Below are 17,170 nucleotides of genomic sequence, written 5' to 3' on the forward strand. Positions count from 1 at the left end.
TGGTCGAGGAGACCGTTCGCGCGCGCGACGCACGAGCCTGGCCTGGATCGGCCCCGCTTCCGACCGGCCGGGCCGGGGGCCGCGGTGACGGGTGCGGCGAAGGGCGATACGCCGCTCGATGCGGTGGTCCGGTTCCTCGTCAGCGAGACCGCCTTCGTCGGCATCGGGCCGGCGAGCGCCCACCGTCTTCGCGATGGGCTGGGGGATGACCTGCCGCGTGCGCTGGCAGACGGGGACGTCGCCGCCCTTGCGACGGTCCTCGGGGAGGGACGCGCCGCCGACCTCGCGTCGGCTTGGCGGGAGCGCCAGGGGCTTGCGGACATCGTCCTCTGGCTCGCGGAGGCGGGGTTCGACCGGCGGCTTGCCGGGCGCGTGCTGGCGCTGTGGGGCGCCGGTGCCGCCCGCCGGCTGCATGGCCGTCCCTACGACCTGATGGCCCTGGCGCCCTGGGCGACAGTGGACCGGGCGGCCCGGCGGATGGGCGTGGGCCCGCGCGCTCCGGAGCGCCTGGTCGCGTCCGTGGAGGGGGTACTCTACGAGCGCTTCGAGGAGCACCACACCTGGATCCCGCGCGCCGCGCTCCTCGCCGAGGTCGCGAGGCGGCTGGGCCCGAAGACGAACGATGCTGCGCGGGCCCTGGACCTCGCCCTTTCGGAAAAGGCGGCGTTCGAGGTCGACGGGGGCTACCAGCCCGGCGGCGCGTACATGATGGAGCGCTACGTCGCCGACCGTCTCCGGAAGATGCTGTCGTCGGGGGCCGGCGGGGATCTCGTATCGAGGCCGGTCACCGACGCCGGCATCGACGCCTGGCTCGACGGTCCGGAGGCCTCGGACGTTCCCGCCCTCGATCCCGAGCAGCGACGGGCCGTGCTGCTCGCCCTGCGGGCGCCGGTGGGCCTGCTCGTCGGCGGCGCCGGCGTCGGGAAGACGACGGTGCTCCGCGCAGTGTGCGGGGCGGCCGCGCGCCATGGCCAGGCCGTGCACCTGATCGCGCTGGCCGGCCGCGCCGCCGTCCGCATGGCCGAGGCCACCGGGCATCCCGCCTCGACCGTCGCCGCCTTCCTCGGGCGAGTGGAATCGGGCGAGGTCACCCTGGGCGGCCAGTCCCTGGTGGTGGTCGACGAGGCCTCCATGATCGATCTCCCGACCTTCTACCGCCTGCTCAGGCGCATGCCCGGGGGATGCCGCCTCCTGCTGGTCGGAGACGACGCCCAGCTTCCGCCCATCGGCTTCGGCCTGGCCTTCCACGAGCTCGTCTCGTTCCCGGACATCCCGAAGGTCACGCTCGTCAGGGTCCATCGGCAGGCCGAGGCCACCGGCATCCCGCAGGTCGCCGCGGCGGTCCGGGCCGGGACGCTGCCGGCGATGGGGCGGACCCTGGAGGGGCCGGGCTTCGGCGTCACGTTCCTCGACGGATCCGCCGGCGGGGTCGCGACGCTGGACGACGTCGTGGATGCAGTCGCCACGTGCGGCGGATGGCGGGATGACCTGCGCATCCTCTGTCCGACCAAGGGCGGGACCGTCGGCGCCGACGCGGTCAACGCGCGCCTGCACGCCCTCCTGACCCACGGTCGCGAGCGCATGCCGGGACGCGGCTTCGCCGTGGGCGAGCCGGTGATGTTCCTGCGCAACGACTACCGCCTCGGGCTGCGCAATGGCTCGCTCGGGACCGTGACCGGGATCGCCGACGGGATCCTGGAGGCCGATTTCGACGGCGTGACGCACGGTCTCACGGGGCCGAGCCTGGACGACACCGCGCTCGCCTACGCGGTGACCGTCCACAAGGCCCAGGGCTCGGCCTTCCGCCGGGTGGTCGTGCCGGTGGCCCAGACCCGCCTGCTGGACCGGTCGCTGGTCTATACGGCCATCACCCGCGCCCGCGAGCAGGCCGTTCTCGTGGGCGACCGGAAGGCCTTCGCGAGGGCCGTCACGTCGACCGCTCACGCGCATGCCCGCATGACCGGGTTGCGGGCTGCCCTGCTGGCGTGAGGCCCGACCGTCGGCGACCGCTGGCTGCCGTGCAGGTACGGACCCCACTGGCGGCGATGGCGGCTAGCGGGGCATCGGGCCGGCGGTGAAGCCTGTTCAACGTTGTCCGTTGCATGTCGACCTGTAGGATCGACCGACATAAGGTCGTTCTGCCGGCGGGCGGATTCGACCGTGTTGAAAACGGTGCCGGTCCCGGCGCCGTCCGGCTTACTCGCGCGTTCTCCCTGGGCCAAGCATCGCCGCGAGCTCGCGGCCGCAATTCCGAACCTCACCGCGCCTGAACGATGACCTCATCCCCGAAGCCGAACTCACCAGCCGAGAGGCCCGAAGCGAGGTCCGGCGCCACGAGCGCGTCCGACGTCTCTCCGCGTTCGAAGGAACTCGTGATCGGAGTCGTCGGCTTCGCCGGCGCGGGTTGCTCCACCGCCGTCAAGAGGCTGCGCAACCTCCTGGCCAAGGCCGGTTACGAGGTTAAGGTCGTCAAGCTCAGCACCCTGATCGCCCGGCGGTTCGAGGGCGAGCCCGTCCCGGCGGTCTCGGACGACGAGAGGGAGGGCCAGTCGAAGTTCGACCGCGTGACCGTTCTCCAGGACCTCGGTGACAGGCTGCGCAAGGACTTCGGCCACCATGCCGTCGCGTCCCTGGCGGTCAGGGAGATCCTGCGCCTTCGCGAGGACGCGGCCGCCGGCGAACGGAAGATCGCCGTCGTGCTCGACTCGATCAAGCACTCGGAGGAGGTCCTCCTGCTGAGGCGGGTCTACGACCAGTCGTTCCGCCTTGTGGCCGTCCATTGCGAGCACGCCATCCGGGAGGGCCGCCTCATCGGCGACCTGACGAGCTCCAGCAAGTACAGCGGCGTCGAGCCCGCCAGGGTGCTCGCCTACATGGACCGGGACGAGAAGGACCAGGGCAGGAAGCACGGGCAGCAGGTCCGCGACGCCTTCTACCTCGCCGACTTCTTCATCGACAACAATGCCCACAGCAGCGGCGGCGAGCACCTGAACGACGACCTCGGCCGGTTCCGCGACCTGCTGCTCGGTACGGGCCTGGTCCGCCCGAACAGGCACGAGCGGGCGATCTTCCACGCGCACGCCGCCTCGATGCAGTCGGCGTGCCTGTCGCGGCAGGTGGGCGCCGCGCTGGTCAAGGACGGTACGGTCGTTGCCACCGGCACGAACGACCCTCCGCGCTTCGGCGGGGGCGTCTACGAGGAGGACCATAGGCCCGACCGCCGGTGCTTCGCCTGGGAATGGACGGACGGGAAGATCACCTTCACCGGCTGCCACAACCAGCGCAAGAAGATCGGGCTGCGCGAGGACATCGCGAGGTGGATGGCCGCGCGCCTCAGCCCGGGGCTCGCCGCCGCGGTCCATCCCGTGAAGGACGGCGACGCGGGCGAGTCGGCCCGGGCCAGGGAGGCCGCGGAGGCGGCGATCCGTGACTTCTTCGCCGGGGAATCGGCGCTCATGGAGGAGATGCCCGGGGTGAAGGACATCATCGAGTATTCCCGCTCGATCCACGCCGAGATGAACGCGCTGTTCTCCGCCGCCCGCCAGGGCGTCTCCCCGGTAGGGTCCACGCTCTACTGCACGACCTATCCCTGCCACAACTGCGCGCGTCACATGGTGACGGCCGGGGTCAAGAGCGTCCAGTACATCGAGCCCTACGTCAAAAGCCTCGCCATGGAACTCCACTCCGATGCCATGGCCACCGTGCTGCCGGGTGTCGACGCCGAGGGCAAGCCGCTTGCCCAGACCCACATGACCGTAGTGCCGTTCACGGGCGTCGGACCTAGGATGTACGAGGATTTCTTCGTTAAGCGGAAGGAAGTGAAAAAGGCGGATGGGACGTTCGACCCGCCCGTCGGGGGCGTGCCCGACTTCGCCGTACGCCTCCTCGACCTGAGTTCCGTCGAGGTCAACGCAGCCGAACTCGTGCCTGAGCAGTCCGATGCCTGAGACGAAGATCCTGCCCTTCCCGGGCACCTACGAGGGTGGTTACGGTGCCGGGATGCCCGGCGTCGACGCTGGCGTCGGCCATCTGGCATGCCGCGGCGGTCGCGGGCTCGTCGCCTACGTCGATGTCGCGACGCTGGACGAGGAGAGCCTGCTGGCCTTGGTCTCGGAGAATCAGGTCAAGGCGTTCGTGGACGCCCGTCCCTGTCCGGTCTTCGCCAAGCCGCGCTTCCGGCACAAGGAGGTCGTGTTCTACCTCTTCCACCGCCGCATCCCTTACATCGAGATGGCCATGCTCTCGATATGGCCGGCCAGCGAGCGCCGGCTGGGCACGTTCATGCAGTCCGAGACCTATTCGGCGCTTGAGGACGGCCTCGGCCGCGGCTTGACGGTCTGCGTCTACGACGACGACGCCCGGGAGGACGGCTGGCTTGAGGAGACCCGCAGGATGATCCGTCATTCCCGTGGCTACGTCGCCGAACTCCTGCCGACCGCGCTGACCGGGCAGGGCTGACCTTCGGGCGCCGGCCGTCGCCGGCACACGTGGTCCGGGCGCTTCGTGGAACCCGCCTTCGCATGCCCCGGGGCGACCGCGTCGTGCCGCGTGGCCACGCATTGCGTACGACAGCGTCCGCGGCCTCGCCTTGGAAAGGGGACGCTGGCGACCGGTCCGCGGCTCGCCTATCTGTCGGGGCCAGGCAGACGGCACGAGGGCTACCATGGACGACGACCGCAAGGCTCCGGACGCACCGAGGCCTCCTGCCGCCGCCTCAGCGGAATCGGAGGTAAGAGGGCGCGGGAAGGCCGCTCCCAAGCCCCCGTCGGGCGACTATGACCACTTCCTCCTGGGACGGCTGTACCCGGAGGCGCACAACGTCTTTCAGCCAGCGGCGGCGCTCGATCCGACCTCTGGCGACGTTCTGATCGCGCTCGACACCAACGCCCTGCTGCTGCCCTACCAGATGGGAAAGGGCGACCTCGCCGATCTGGCTGGCGTCTACTCCCGGATCGCGGGTGAAGGGCGGCTGTTCATACCGGAGCAGGTCGCCCGGGAGTTCATCAAGAACCGGGACCGCAAGCTCGCCGACATGGTCCACGCCCTCGACGAGCGCATCTCCAAGATGACCGGCTGGGACGCGCAGGTCAGCCCCTTGCTGTTGGAGGGGTTCGCGGATGGAGATGCGCTCGACAAGGCGGCCGCCGGCCACCGCGAGGCCGCGAAGGCCTACTTGGAGCAACTGCGCCGCCTGACGGGGCACATGAAGGGCTGGCGGGGCGATGATCCAGTCACGAGGCTCTACGCAGGCGTCTTCGGGAGCGGGCAAACCGTGGCGCCGGCCGAGTCCAACGAGCAGGTCATCGAGGAGCTCGAATACGGCATCCGTCATAGGGTGCCGCCAGGGTACAAGGACGCGGCCAAGGAGGACCAGGGCATCGGCGACGTGCTGATCTGGCTCTCCCTCCTCCATCTCGGGCGGACGCAGAGGAAGGATCTCATCTTCGTCACGGGCGAGGAGAAGGCCGATTGGTTCGTGCGGTCCGGTGGCAAGCGCCTCTATCCGCGGCCCGAGCTCGTCGACGCCTACCGGCGCGTCTCCGGCAGGTCCCTTCGGTTGTCGAGCCTGCACGACCTCCTGAAGGAGATGGCCGCGCCGGCAGGGCTCGTCGCCGACGTGGCGGACGCCGAGGCAACGGCCAACAGCGCGATCCAGGCGGCGGCCGTATCGGCCCCCGCCTCTTTCGCGACCACGGCGCACGCAACGGTCCGGCCGGCCCCGGTCCGGTTCGCCGGGGGCGGGACGGCCATGCCGACGGGCCGCAGGTCCTTCGACTACTCGACGCACAACGGCATGTTGCGGGTGGAGGCGGGCGGACAGGCCGTCGATATCGCCTTCTCCAAGGCCAGCGATACTTCGATCCATCTCTACAGGCGAGGGGCGACGCGTCGGATCGCCCGGGTCAAGGGCCTGGAGACGGGCATGTTCACGTCCATCGACGCCGTCGACACCACGTCGGATCACTACGTCATCCAGCTCGGGGAGGGCTTCCTCGTCGAGAACGAGGCCGGCAGCGTCCTGGCCTGCCGGATCGTCGGCATCCTGGACGACACCCGTGGGGCCGAGCGGGACGAGGTGACCTTCGAATGGGTCCTCAATCCGGCCGGCGACAGGGTCTACATGCCCTGACCATCGGCTCCGTCAGGTTTGCGCCGGAGGGGGGCGGCGACCTGCATGGATGGGGCGATTCGTAGGTTCAGGCGCTCCAGCCTGAGCCTCACGCCACGGAGGCTCCCCGCAATGTGGCCTTCCGCGGTCGCCGGGATTGTCCTTCGCCGGCATCGGTCTTCCAATCAATCCATGCGAGATCGGCCCGGGGAGGGCCGTCCAGGGACCAGTTAACGTGGCTATGAGCGTCCTCCGGAAAAAATTCTTGGGTGACAGTGGTTTCACACACACACTTGGCTTTCATGCCCAAGATAAACAGTTCTGAGATGCGGGCCCCTTCCGACAGCGCCGGAACGCGGGACTGGGCGGATTTCGCGCGCCGGTTCGTCCGAATCGGCATCGGCCTGCTCGCCGGCTATCTCGCGCTCGCCGCCCTCGTCGACCCCTACGACAGCGGTCGTTCGACGCTGCTCTCGGCCGGCGCCGTGCGCCCGCAGGGCCCGCGCACCGCCGCGGCCCTGCGCGGCCGCGATCCGGCCTTCGAGGCGGCGGTGTTCGGCAATTCGCACATCCAGTTGGTCGAGCCCCCCCGGCTCGGCGCGGCGACGGGCATCTCCTTCGTGCAGCTCTCGGTGCCGGCGACCGGACCGGGGGAGCAGCTCACCCTGCTCGCGTGGTTCCTGCGCCATCACCCGGCGCCGAAGGCCGTCGTGCTCGCGGTGGACGACCTGTGGTGCACCGACGATCCGGCGCTGCCCAACGACAAGCCGTTCCCGTTCTGGCTCTACAGCCACGATCCCCTCGCCTACCTGCGCGGCCTCCTGCGATTCTCGGTCGCCGAGGAGGTCGTCGGCCGCCTCGGCTGGTTCCTCGGCCCGCGCCGCAAGCGGTCGGCCGCGGACGGCTGGTGGGACTACGAGCCGGATTATCTCAGGCTCGGCGAGATCGACGACGAGCGCTTCCGCGCCGCCCGCGAGACGCCGGTCCCCGACGAGGCCGCGCCCGGCAAGGCGGGGCCGGACTTTCCCGCCGCCGGCCGTCTCGGTGCCGCCCTGGCCGCGCTGCCGCCGCAGACCGCCGTGGTCATGGTCTTCCCGCCGGTCTACGCCGCCGGCCTTCCCCGCCCCGGCACGCCGCGCGCCCGCGCCGAGGCCGCCTGCCGGGGGGCGATGACCGCGGCCCTGGCCCGGCACGGGCGCAGCGCCGTCATCGACGGGCGCCGCGACCGGCCGGCGCTGCACGACCCCGGGGGGTTCTTCGACCAGACCCATTACCGGCACGCCCTGGCGCGCCCGCTCGCCGATGCGATCGCCGCCGCCGTCACCCGGCTGCGCGGGACGCCCTGAGCGCCGACCGGGAGGGCCACCTGAGCGTGTCGTCTTTGCCGCATCGCGGCAGCTTTTCGCACGAGTGTGTGCAAGGCGGCATCCGCGCGTTGTAGAGCTTGCCCGGCTCGATTATAGCCTCGCGCAAGATCGCCGCTGACCGGCAGGGAGCGCGAGGACAGACAATGGCGAAGGTCACGATCGAGGACGGCTACAGGCCCTCCGACGACGAGCCCTTCATGAATGAGCGGCAGCGCGAGTATTTCCGGCGCAAGCTGCTCAGTTGGAAGGGTGAGATCTTGCGCGAGGCGCAGGATACTCTGACCGCTCTTCAGAGCGAGAACGAGAACCACCCGGACCTCGCAGACCGCGCCTCGTCCGAGACCGACCGGGCGATCGAGCTGCGGGCCCGCGATCGCCAGCGCAAGCTGACCGGCAAGATCGACGCGGCCCTGGCCCGGCTGGAGGACGGCTCCTACGGCTTCTGCGAGGAGACCGGCGAGCCGATCTCGCTCAAGCGCCTCGATGCGCGGCCGATCGCGACCCTCTCCCTGGAAGCCCAGGAGCGGCACGAGCGCCGCGAGCGTGTCTACCGCGACGACTGATCGGACTTTCTGGAGCATCGTCTTTTCAGAGCCTGTTTGACCGGCCGCCGTGTCTTCGTCAGGCCACGGCAAGGCGAGAGGAAAGCCCTGCTCCCCTCCCCACCCTCATCCTGAGGTGCCGGAGCGCAGCGGAGGCCTCGAAGGGTGCTCCAGATCCCGCGCGATTCCTGGAGCATCCTTCGAGGCCGCTCACGCGGCACCTCAGGATGAGGGTCGAGATGGGAGCACCGCAGTCAAACAGGCTCTCAGACAAGCCGGCAACCGCCTTTCGGGACGCTGCGCTAGCGCCGGCCCGCATCGATTCGGACGAAGCTGCGCACCGGCCCGACATCGGATTCGCTGCGCGTATCGACCGAGATGCGGCCCTGCACCGGCGCTGTGGCGCGGCCCGCGCCCACATCGACGCCCGCTGCGACCCGGCCCGACAGCCGCAGGCAAGTCGCCGTGCCGGGAATCCGGACGAAGCCGGCTCCCTGACTCGGGCACGGCTCCATCGCCGTCTCGGACGGCGACGGGGGGCGCTCGAACGCGCCCGCGGAGAGCGGCGCCAGCGCGATCAACGAACCGAGAATCCGTACCGCTCGCCTCATCCCGCCCTCGTTCCACCCCATGCGCCGCCGACACGCTTCGGCTCACGCGAGCATGACCCCGGTCCGGGTCAGTAATGCGGCGGAGGCGGTTCCGGTGCGCCGCCGGCCGCGCGGAACGCGTTCTCCTCGACCTGCTCCTGCACCCTCGCGAGCTGCCGGGACAGCCTGTCGATCACCGTCCACTGCGCGGTGATCGCCGCGTTGAGATCCTCGATCACCGCCTCCTGCTCCGTCAGGCGGATTTCGAGGCGGGCGATTCGGTCGGCGTCGGAGGGCGTCTCGCTCATCCCCCGACCATGCCCGGCATGCCCCGAACCTGACAACCGGCCCCGGCGCGCCGTCTTCGCGGACGGGCCCGCGATCGTGCCGGGCCGACGGCACACCGGGACGCGAACGCGATGACGCTGCTCAGGCCGTCGCAACGCGGGCGCCCAGGCTGCCCATAGCATGAACATGCGGCTGGAGGGCCATGTTCTGACCGCATCCCTCATCCGTCGATCGGCGGACATCAGTCCTCGGATCGGGTTTTCGCGGCGGCAGCCTTGAACCGACGCTGATTTTCGCCTCGGCTGAAGTAAGGATCAATGCGGAATTTTTCTCGATACTTTTTGATTTTCATAAATATCGAGCGGGACCATGGGAGCATCGCGGCCGATCGCCGAAAGCTGCCGGACATCGGGGCTGTATTCTCCGGCCTGGGCGGTGAACGCGCGAGGCCGAAATTCACCCGGCAAAATATCGAAAAATCGAGGGATTAAGTCCGGCTTCCCTTCAGGGCTGCGCCGCCAAGGTCGCGCAAAGACGATACGTGCCCTGATGACCGAGCGACGCGCACCCGACCCTCGAACCGTCTTCCTCCCGGCCCTGTGCTGGGGTCGGCATCAACCCGACTTCTATGCGGTCACGCAGGAGATCTCTCGGAACGGCATCGCTCTCCGCTCGGCGGTCGAGCCGGAGATCGATCAACTGCTGACCTGCAGCATCCGCTACATCGGCATGCTCGAAGCCCGGGTCGCCAGCACCGAGGACAACCTGTTCGTCATCCGTCTCCTCGTGTCGCCGCAGCGGGCGGCCGAGGTCGCCCAGACCATGCTGGCGCTGGCCCGGGAGCAGGGACGCACCTTCGAGGCGGCGCGGACCCATCCGCGCATCAGCCCGGCGCGCAAGGATGTTCTGGTCACCCTCGAAGACGGGCGCGTCCTGCCGGGCCGCCTGATCAACGTCTCGGCCTCCGGCGCGGCGCTGGCCCTCGACCATACGCTCGCGAGCGGAACGCCCATCACCATCGGCACCACCCCCGCGCGGGTGGTGCGCATCTTCCGCGACGGCATCGGCGCCGCCTTCGCCCTTCCCCTCGACCCGGCGCAGGTCCATGCCGGACTGAGGCTCTGAGAGCCATGCCTTTTAAGGTGTTTTCTTAGCCATTAGCTTGGCCTTTTCGAGGACCCTGGCGGTGGCGACGTGTTTTCGGGCCGTAGCCGCCGCTACATAGGGCTTGTCGACCTTGCGCTTGGGACCACGCGGGCTGGTTGCAATCCGCCCTGGGTCGACCCGCTCCGCCAAGGCGAGCAAGCGGGCCGCGACGCTCGCCGCATCCTCCTGGCCCGTCAACACAGAGCCGTGTCCGAGCGCCACCATCAGCCCCTCGTAGCCGGCACCGATCTGACGGCTCAGGTGGAACACCGAGACCCGCGGCTCGGGCCCGTGCACCTGCTCGATGCACGCGCTCAGCAGGCTCAGCACGTTGTGGGCCAGAACGGCAGCGGCAAACCCCAGCAGGGCCGCCCGCGGACGACCCAGGCGACCGGCCTCGCTGTGCAGCACCCGTTCCATCTGCAGGAACAGACCCTCGATCCGCCAGCGTCGCCGATACACCTGCGCGATCTGCGCCGCACTGACGCTCGCCGGCAGGTTGCTCCACAGCCAGATCGTCCGGTCTCCCTCCGTCGTTGGCGCCGTCAAGCTCAGCGCGATGCGCCGCCACGCATCGCCGCTCCCCTCCAGCGTAATGCTCTGCTCACACAGTGTGCCGGTCTCGCAGGAGCCGCACGCCTGCCAATCCCCCTGCGCGCCCAGGCGGGGATGGTTGCCGTGCCGACGCACCACGAAGTGGCTGCCTGCCTCAACCAGACCCTGCAGCCAGGTCCGGACACAGAAGTGCCGATCGGCGACCCAGACCTGACCGGGCGCGGCAGCGTCCAGGAGGGCCCGGGCCAGCGCCCGTTCGTCGGCATAAGCATCTTCGGCCGCCACCAGATCGACGGCCAGGCCGGTATCGGGATCGTAGACGACCAGGGTCTGCCCCGGCAGGGCGGCGCCGCGATGCGCGCGCAGAGGCTTCAGGCGCTTGTCGCTGCCGGGCAGATGGTTGCCGTCCAGCACGCGCAGTGCGTAGCCCGGCAGGCTCGGATGGCCGGTGCCCGCCGCGGTCATCACCGGGGCCAGTCGGGTCGCGCTGCCGCGCACGAGGGCGCGCAGCAGGTCGGGCTCGGTGCGGTTGACCTTGTCGTAGAGGGCGGGCAGCGAGACGGTCAGGTCTTCGGCTTCGCGCGCAGCGGCGTGCAACGACGAGCGCAGGCCGAGAGCGACGAGCATCGTCAGCCTGACGACAGTGGAGAACAGCAACTCCCGCGTGTATTGCCGCTGGCGATGCTGCTCGAACACCTCGTCGATCCAGCCGGCCGGCAGCGCGTGTTCCAAGGCCGTGCGGGCCATCAGGCTCGTCGGCGCATAGTTCTCGAACCGTTCAATGACGGCAGACCAGACTGGATCGGATCCTTGCAATGCTTCGCTCATTGCAAGGATATAGTTAATATAAACGAACCTTAAAAGGCATAGCTCTCAGAGCCTGTTTGACAGCGGTGATCCCATCTCGCCCCTCATCCTGAGGTGCCGGAGCGTAGCGGAGGCCTCGAAGGGTGTTCCAGGGATCGCGCGGGATCTGGAACACCCTTCGAGGCCGCTTCGCGGCGCCTCAGGATGAGGGTGGGGATGGGAGTTATGGCTTTCCTCTTGCCTTGCCTTGCCGTTGCCTGACGAAGACACGGCGGCCGGTCAAACAGGCTCTGAGGCATCCTCGGCCCGCGGGGCATCCCCTCGCATCCTGGCCGCCGAAGGTCTAAGTCCCGGGTGAACCCTGCCCCGTTGACGCGGCCGAAGGCCTGCCCGTGACCGACTACATCAAGAAGATCCTCTCCGCCCGCGTCTACGACGTGGCGATCGAGAGCCCGCTCGATCCGATGCCGCGCCTGACCGAGCGGCTCGGCCGTCCCGTGCTGCTGAAGCGCGAGGATCTCCAGCCGGTGTTCTCGTTCAAGCTGCGCGGCGCCTACAACAAGATGGCGTCGCTGCCGCGCGAGCAACTGGAGCGCGGCGTGATCTGCGCCTCGGCGGGCAATCACGCGCAGGGCGTGGCGCTCGGCGCGGCCAAGCTCGGGGTGCGGGCGGTGATCGTGATGCCGCGCACCACGCCCGCCATCAAGGTCGATGCCTGCCGGGCGCGGGGCGCCGAGGTGGTGCTGCACGGCGACGCCTTCGACGAGGCGCTCACCGAGGCACGGCGCCTCGAAGCGCAGTGGGGACTGACCTTCCTGCATCCCTTCGACGACCCGGAGGTGATCGCCGGCCAGGGCACGATCGGCATGGAGATCCTGCACCAGCATACCGGGCCGATCGAGGCGATCTTCGTGCCGATCGGCGGCGGCGGGCTCGCCGCCGGCATCGCCACCTTCGTCAAGTACCTGCGGCCGGAGACCAAGGTGATCGGCGTCGAGCCCGAGGACGCCGCCACCATGGCCGAGGCGATCCGGGCCGGCGACCGGGTGATGCTGGGAAGCGTCGGGCTGTTCGCCGACGGCGTCGCCGTGCGGCAGGCCGGCGAGGAAACCTTCCGCCTCTGCCGCGAGCATCTCGACGCGGTGATCACCGTCGACACCGACGCGATGTGCGCGGCGGTCAAGGACATCTTCGACGACACCCGTGCGATCTCCGAGCCGTCGGGGGCGCTGAGTCTGGCCGGCGCCAAGGCCTGGGCTGCGGAGAATCCCGGTGCGGGGCCGCTGGTGGCGATCTCGTCCGGCGCCAACCTCAACTTCGACCGCCTGCGCCACATCGCCGAGCGGGCGGAGATCGGCGAGGAGCGCGAGGTGCTCCTCGGCGTCACCATCCCCGAGCGGCCCGGCGCCTACCGTGCCTTCATCGGCGCGCTCGGCCCCCGCGCGATCACCGAGTTCAACTACCGCTACGCACAGGGCGGCGACGCGCGCATCTTCGTCGGCATCAACCTTCCCGGCGGGCGGCCCGAGAAGCGCGACCTGATCGCGGCCCTGGAGAGCGCCGGCTACCGCGTCGCCGACATGAGCGACAACGAGATGGCCAAGGTCCATGTCCGCTACATGGTGGGCGGGCGCGCGGTCGGGCTCGCCGACGAGCGGCTCTACCGCTTCCAGTTCCCGGAGCGGCCCGGCGCGCTGATGAAGTTCCTGGAGGCGCTCGGGGACGGCTTCAACATCAGCCTGTTCCACTACCGCAACCACGGTGCCGATTACGGCCGGGTGCTCGCCGGGATCGAGGTGCCGCAGGCCGAGCGCGCCCGCTTCGACGCCGCTCTCGACGCCCTCGGCTACCCGTTCGTGGACGAGACCGACAATCCGGCCTACCGCCTGTTCCTCGACAACGGCACGGGGGCCGGGTCGGGCCATCGCTAGGACGTGTTCCGGCGCGATAGCGCGTGACGACGGCATGCGGACCGCTTCCGGTCGCTCCGCGATGCGCCGGCGTCCGAAGCGCACCGTTCCGACACGGGCGATCCCCCGGGCATCGGATCGGCCGATGAGCGGGGCGCGTCAGGCCACGGTCGCGGGGTGGCTGCGGAACAGGGCGGTGCAGCCGGCATCCCGATGCATGCTCAGGATCGAGGCGCGGTCGATCTCCGAATGCTCGCCGAGAACGCGGCGCACATCCTCCACGACGCACGCGTAGCGGTGCGCGTCGTAGTTCTTCTCCAAGGGGCTGACGGCGATGTAGGTCTCGACCACGAGGACTCGCTCGGTGCGGTCCTGTGTGATGTCGACGGCGACCCAGGCGGCTTTGATCAGGCGGTTGGCTGCGAGCACGGGACGATCCTCCGATGCCGCCGCGTTGCCCGGCGGCTTTCGTCAGGCAAACATGAACCCGGCCGAAGAGGTTGCCAAGAGATAAGGCAAGAGATTCCGGCCGGTTTCCAAGAGAAGCGCCGGCAGCCTCGGCCACGAATCACATGAACGTCCGATCCGTGTCGAGCACGACTGATGAGGCGATGCGCGTTCCTTGCCGGACGCCGGCCTCGACACGGCCGACGCCGGCGCGAGCCCGGTCAGGTCTCGGACACGATCCGCAGGCCGGTGAAGCCTTTGGGCCGGGTGCGCTCGGCCGGGCCGGGCCCGCCGTCGTCCGTGTCCGTGTTCTTGGGGCCCCCCTTCATCAGGGTCGGACGCGCGATCCAACGCACCACCTTGTCGCCGCCGTAGCGGCCCGCCCGCCGCTCGTCCCTGCGTTGCACCCAGCGCGGATGAACCGCTCCGTTCCTGACCATGACTATTCCCCCCTCGATGGGGCTCACGGCCGGCATCGGCGCTTCGCTGGCGCCCCGCAGCCCGTGTCCCCGAGGGCCGAGGAGGCAACGGATTCGAGCAAATTGCATCCTCCAAATTAGGGATATTCCGCATGTTTTTATCTTAAGTAGCCGATGGAATCCTGAGCGTGCGGTCCGTTCCGGCCTCAGGTCCCGGTCGCGGCCGGAGCATCGTCCCGAAAGGTGGTTGCCGGCTTCCGGGAAAAGGCGATGCGTCAGGCAAGTCCTCCGACGATGCGACGCCTCGGCATGACCGTCCGCTCGCCCGAACGGACCCCGAAGCGGCGCGGGAGCGGAGGCCCGCATCGCACTTGACGTCGGCGCCGGCTTACGCGCACGAGGGGGCATGCTGACGCTGGTTCGCCTGATGGCGTGGATCGTGGCCCTCGGCCTCGTCGTGGTGACGCTCTCGCCGATCGAGGCCAGACCCGTCCTGGCCTCGCCCAACCTGGAGCGGGCCGGCGCCTACATGCTGTTCGGGTTCCTGCTCGCCCTCTCCTATCCGCGGCGCTGGGGACTGGCGCTCACGGTGGCGGTCGTCCTCGCGGGGACACTGGAAGCGGCGCAGGGCCTGACCGCGAGCCGGCACGGCCGGGTGTTCGACTTCCTCGTCAAGGGCGGCGGCGCCGTGATCGGCGGCATGGCCGCCCACGCTCTCCACCTCCTGCTCGCCCGGCGCGCGGCGCGCTGAAGCCGGTTCAATCGCCGCGGCGGGCCAGGTCGCCGACGCTGCGCAGGCCCTGGCGACGGGCATCGTCCGGCGCGCGGACGCTGCGCAGATCGACCAGTACCGGCGCCCGCATCACGCTCTTCAGCCGGGCGAAGCGGGCGCATTCGGATGAACCGTCAGAGCCTGTTTGACCGGCCGCCGTGTCTTCGTCAGGCAACGGCAAGGCGAGAGGAAGATCCTACTCCCATCCCCACCCTCATCCTGAGGTGCCGGAGCGTAGCGGAGGCCTCGAAGGGTGCTCCAGATCCCGCGCGGAACCTGGAGCACCCTTCGAGGCCGCTCACGCGGCACCTCAGGATGAGGGGCGAGATGGGATCACTGCAGTCAAACAGGCTCTCAGACACGAATACGATGCTGGGGGCGTGCCGCGAAAGCCAAAGGAAGCGGAGCGGTTTCAGCGCATCGTCCCGGATGCGCCGGAGCCGGCGAGGCTCACGAATTCCCGTAATATTCGAGGTACCACTTCACGAAGGCGGGGATGCCGGTCTCCAGCGGCGTCTCGGGCAGGCTGCCGACGAGGTCGCGCAGCAGGTCGGTGCTCGCATGGGTGCGGATCACGTCGCCCGGCGGCAGGGGTTTGAGCACGCGTTCGGCCCTGCGGCCGAGAGCCGTTTCGAGCGCGCCGATCATCGCGTCGAGCCGCACCGGCCGTCCGCCGCCGATATTGACGAGGCGGTAGGGCGCGACCGCGCTCAGGGTGTCGGCCTCCGAGACCGGTCCGCCCTCGGACGGGCGCGGCGGCGGGCGGTTCGACAGCGCCGCGATCGCGTCGATCAGGTCGTCGATATAGGTGAAGTCGCGTTCCGCCGCGCCCGCGCCGAACACCTCGATCGGCTCGCCCGCCAGGATCTTCCGGGTGAACAGGAACAGGGCCATGTCCGGCCGCCCCCACGGCCCGTAGACCGTGAAGAAGCGGAAGGCGGTGGTCGGCACGCCGAACAGGTGGGCGTAGGAATGCGCCATCGCCTCGTTGGCGAGCTTGGAGGCGGCGTAGAGGGTGAGTGGCGAGACCGCGCGATCGGTCTCGCGGAACGGCAGGCCGGCATTGCCGCCATAGGCCGAACTGGTCGAGGCCACCAGCAGGTGCCGGACCGGATGGGCGCGCACCGCCTCCAGCAGGTTGGCGAAGCCGACGAGGTTCGCCTCGACATAGGCGCCGGGATCGATCAGGCTGTAGCGCACGCCGGCCTGGGCGGCGAGATGGAACACGCGATCGGGCTTCGCCCGCGCCATCGCCTCGGTGAGCGCACCCGGCGTTTCGAGCCGCGCCTCCACCGCCTCGAAACCGGGATGCCGGGCGAGGTCCGCGTGCCGGGCCCGCTTCAGGGCGACGTCGTAGTAGGACGACAATCCGTCGAAACCGGTCACCTCGTGGCCCGCCGCGAGCAGACGGCGGCTCAGCGCATGGCCGATGAAACCGGCCGAGCCGGTGACGAGAGCGCGCATGCGGGGTCCGGTGCGAGGATTCCTTCGAAGAACAGCCGGATACTCTTGCCGCACCCCCGTCGCAAGGACGGCCCGTCACCGGACGGCAGGCAGGGGTCATCCACGACATCGGCGAGGCATGATCCCGACATCGAACGTCGCCCTCGCAAGAAAAACGGCATCGGCCATCCGCTCGGCGGATGCGGCAAGCCTGCTTGCAGCGCGCACCTGTCGCGCCGGCTCGGGGCTTGTTTATCAGGGAATCGGGTATACTTACGCCGGACTATCAGCCGATCTACGCCTTGTGCTTGCCCGCGCCGCCGGTTCCGTCGTCCCGTCGGGGCCGGATGTCGTCGCACCGGCGAGACATGAAGGCAAGGCCGGCCGAGACATCCATCCAGGCCCTGGGCGCCGTATCGCCCCTCGCTTGGGTCCAGCGCGTTCGAACACCGAGTGTCCGCCCGATGAACCAGCTTTTCCGCCTGCCGCAAGTCGGCGAGGCCGATGCGATTGCCGAGCCCTCCGCCGATCTTCGCGTTCCGTTCGCGCAGTCCGGCACCTTCGTCTGCAAGTTCATCATCGGCGAACCCAACGATCAGGCCGTCTGTTGCGGTGCCCCGGTGGCCGACGGCAAGAGCTGGTGCGCCTATCACCGCCGCGTCGTGTTCGAGCCGGCCCGTCCCGGCCGGATCCGCTGAACCGGCGACACACGCCGGTGTGATTCGGTGTTGCGCGAGGCGTCGGACCGGGTCGTCCTGCGATTTCGTGAAGAGCC

17 protein-coding genes are annotated in these 17,170 nt (G+C 69.6%); 10 read left to right on the top strand and 7 right to left on the bottom strand.

The window, feature by feature from the left end:
- The first annotated feature begins 84 nt into the window (after positions 1–84).
- The 6 genes from PGN25_04205 to dksA all read left to right on the top strand — a co-directional run bounded on the left by PGN25_04205 (position 85) and on the right by dksA (position 8,039).
- Positions 85–1,989, top strand: coding sequence for an AAA family ATPase (locus PGN25_04205; protein ID MEH3116814.1), 1,905 nt, complete (start codon positions 85–87; stop codon positions 1,987–1,989).
- Positions 1,990–2,372: 383 nt separating this feature from the next.
- Positions 2,373–3,947, top strand: a complete 1,575-nt coding sequence (locus PGN25_04210) for an anti-phage dCTP deaminase (GenBank protein ID MEH3116815.1) — start codon at positions 2,373–2,375, stop codon at positions 3,945–3,947.
- On the top strand, positions 3,940–4,458 hold the full coding sequence (locus tag PGN25_04215) for a hypothetical protein (protein MEH3116816.1): 519 nt from the start codon (positions 3,940–3,942) through the stop codon (positions 4,456–4,458). The genes PGN25_04210 and PGN25_04215 overlap by 8 nt, the downstream gene beginning before the upstream one ends.
- Positions 4,459–4,663: 205 nt before the next feature.
- Positions 4,664–6,130 (top strand): PIN-like domain-containing protein, encoded by a 1,467-nt coding sequence (locus tag PGN25_04220; protein ID MEH3116817.1) that lies wholly within the window; start codon positions 4,664–4,666, stop codon positions 6,128–6,130.
- A gap of 305 nt (positions 6,131–6,435) precedes the next feature.
- Positions 6,436–7,455, top strand: a complete 1,020-nt coding sequence (locus tag PGN25_04225) for a hypothetical protein (protein ID MEH3116818.1) — start codon at positions 6,436–6,438, stop codon at positions 7,453–7,455.
- 164 nt (positions 7,456–7,619) lie between these two features.
- Positions 7,620–8,039 carry an RNA polymerase-binding protein DksA gene (gene dksA / locus PGN25_04230; GenBank protein MEH3116819.1) on the top strand — a complete coding sequence of 140 codons (420 nt, stop codon included), beginning with the start codon at positions 7,620–7,622 and terminating at the stop codon, positions 8,037–8,039.
- Positions 8,040–8,320: 281 nt separating this feature from the next.
- Here dksA and PGN25_04235 read toward each other — a convergent pair whose 3' ends face one another.
- Both PGN25_04235 and PGN25_04240 read right to left on the bottom strand, forming a co-directional pair.
- A complete protein-coding gene (locus PGN25_04235) occupies positions 8,321–8,629 on the bottom strand; it encodes a porin (GenBank protein ID MEH3116820.1) in 309 nt (102 codons plus the stop codon).
- A 68-nt stretch (positions 8,630–8,697) separates the two neighbouring features.
- Positions 8,698–8,916: a SlyX family protein gene (locus tag PGN25_04240; protein MEH3116821.1), complete on the bottom strand. Its 219-nt coding sequence runs from the start codon at positions 8,914–8,916 to the stop codon at positions 8,698–8,700.
- Positions 8,917–9,445: 529 nt separating this feature from the next.
- On the opposite strand from PGN25_04240, the gene PGN25_04245 reads away from it, so the two are divergent.
- Complete coding sequence (locus PGN25_04245) at positions 9,446–10,021, top strand: PilZ domain-containing protein (protein MEH3116822.1); 576 nt, start codon at positions 9,446–9,448, stop codon at positions 10,019–10,021.
- A 12-nt stretch (positions 10,022–10,033) separates the two neighbouring features.
- On the opposite strand, the gene PGN25_04250 is transcribed toward PGN25_04245, so the two are convergent.
- Positions 10,034–11,344 carry an IS4 family transposase gene (locus tag PGN25_04250; protein MEH3116823.1) on the bottom strand — a complete coding sequence of 437 codons (1,311 nt, stop codon included), beginning with the start codon at positions 11,342–11,344 and terminating at the stop codon, positions 10,034–10,036.
- A 452-nt stretch (positions 11,345–11,796) separates the two neighbouring features.
- Between PGN25_04250 and ilvA the strand changes: the two genes are divergently transcribed.
- A complete protein-coding gene (gene ilvA, locus PGN25_04255) occupies positions 11,797–13,335 on the top strand; it encodes a threonine ammonia-lyase, biosynthetic (protein ID MEH3116824.1) in 1,539 nt (512 codons plus the stop codon).
- Between the two features lie 138 nt (positions 13,336–13,473).
- On the opposite strand, the gene PGN25_04260 is transcribed toward ilvA, so the two are convergent.
- Together PGN25_04260 and PGN25_04265 are read right to left on the bottom strand one after the other, a co-directional pair.
- Complete coding sequence (locus PGN25_04260) at positions 13,474–13,743, bottom strand: hypothetical protein (protein ID MEH3116825.1); 270 nt, start codon at positions 13,741–13,743, stop codon at positions 13,474–13,476.
- A gap of 239 nt (positions 13,744–13,982) precedes the next feature.
- The gene (locus PGN25_04265; protein MEH3116826.1) at positions 13,983–14,228 is read right to left on the bottom strand and encodes a hypothetical protein; all 246 of its coding nucleotides are present in this window, start codon (positions 14,226–14,228) and stop codon (positions 13,983–13,985) included.
- A 358-nt stretch (positions 14,229–14,586) separates the two neighbouring features.
- Here PGN25_04265 and PGN25_04270 point away from each other — a divergent pair, with 358 nt between their 5' ends.
- A complete protein-coding gene (locus PGN25_04270) occupies positions 14,587–14,931 on the top strand; it encodes a hypothetical protein (protein MEH3116827.1) in 345 nt (114 codons plus the stop codon).
- A 7-nt stretch (positions 14,932–14,938) separates the two neighbouring features.
- Here PGN25_04270 and PGN25_04275 read toward each other — a convergent pair whose 3' ends face one another.
- Entirely contained in the window at positions 14,939–15,133 is a 195-nt protein-coding gene (locus tag PGN25_04275) for a hypothetical protein (GenBank protein MEH3116828.1), read from the bottom strand.
- 269 nt (positions 15,134–15,402) lie between these two features.
- Positions 15,403–16,416 carry an NAD-dependent epimerase/dehydratase family protein gene (locus PGN25_04280; protein ID MEH3116829.1) on the bottom strand — a complete coding sequence of 338 codons (1,014 nt, stop codon included), beginning with the start codon at positions 16,414–16,416 and terminating at the stop codon, positions 15,403–15,405.
- 443 nt (positions 16,417–16,859) lie between these two features.
- Between PGN25_04280 and PGN25_04285 the strand changes: the two genes are divergently transcribed.
- Positions 16,860–17,093 (top strand): hypothetical protein, encoded by a 234-nt coding sequence (locus PGN25_04285; protein ID MEH3116830.1) that lies wholly within the window; start codon positions 16,860–16,862, stop codon positions 17,091–17,093.
- The last annotated feature ends 77 nt before the right edge of the window (positions 17,094–17,170 follow it).

The organism is Methylorubrum populi (genome assembly GCA_036946625.1).
GTDB lineage: Bacteria > Pseudomonadota > Alphaproteobacteria > Rhizobiales > Beijerinckiaceae > Methylobacterium > Methylobacterium populi_C.

Coding starts and splice junctions, on each gene's coding strand:
- PGN25_04250 (MEH3116823.1), bottom strand. CDS start 11,344: ATGGCCCGCACGGCCTTGGAACACGCGCTGCCGGCCGGCTGGATCGAC.
- PGN25_04225 (MEH3116818.1), top strand. CDS start 6,436: ATGCGGGCCCCTTCCGACAGCGCCGGAACGCGGGACTGGGCGGATTTC.
- PGN25_04285 (MEH3116830.1), top strand. CDS start 16,860: ATGAACCAGCTTTTCCGCCTGCCGCAAGTCGGCGAGGCCGATGCGATT.
- PGN25_04215 (MEH3116816.1), top strand. CDS start 3,940: ATGCCTGAGACGAAGATCCTGCCCTTCCCGGGCACCTACGAGGGTGGT.
- PGN25_04245 (MEH3116822.1), top strand. CDS start 9,446: ATGACCGAGCGACGCGCACCCGACCCTCGAACCGTCTTCCTCCCGGCC.
- PGN25_04270 (MEH3116827.1), top strand. CDS start 14,587: ATGCTGACGCTGGTTCGCCTGATGGCGTGGATCGTGGCCCTCGGCCTC.
- PGN25_04240 (MEH3116821.1), bottom strand. CDS start 8,916: ATGAGCGAGACGCCCTCCGACGCCGACCGAATCGCCCGCCTCGAAATC.
- PGN25_04235 (MEH3116820.1), bottom strand. CDS start 8,629: ATGAGGCGAGCGGTACGGATTCTCGGTTCGTTGATCGCGCTGGCGCCG.
- dksA (MEH3116819.1), top strand. CDS start 7,620: ATGGCGAAGGTCACGATCGAGGACGGCTACAGGCCCTCCGACGACGAG.
- PGN25_04280 (MEH3116829.1), bottom strand. CDS start 16,416: ATGCGCGCTCTCGTCACCGGCTCGGCCGGTTTCATCGGCCATGCGCTG.
- PGN25_04220 (MEH3116817.1), top strand. CDS start 4,664: ATGGACGACGACCGCAAGGCTCCGGACGCACCGAGGCCTCCTGCCGCC.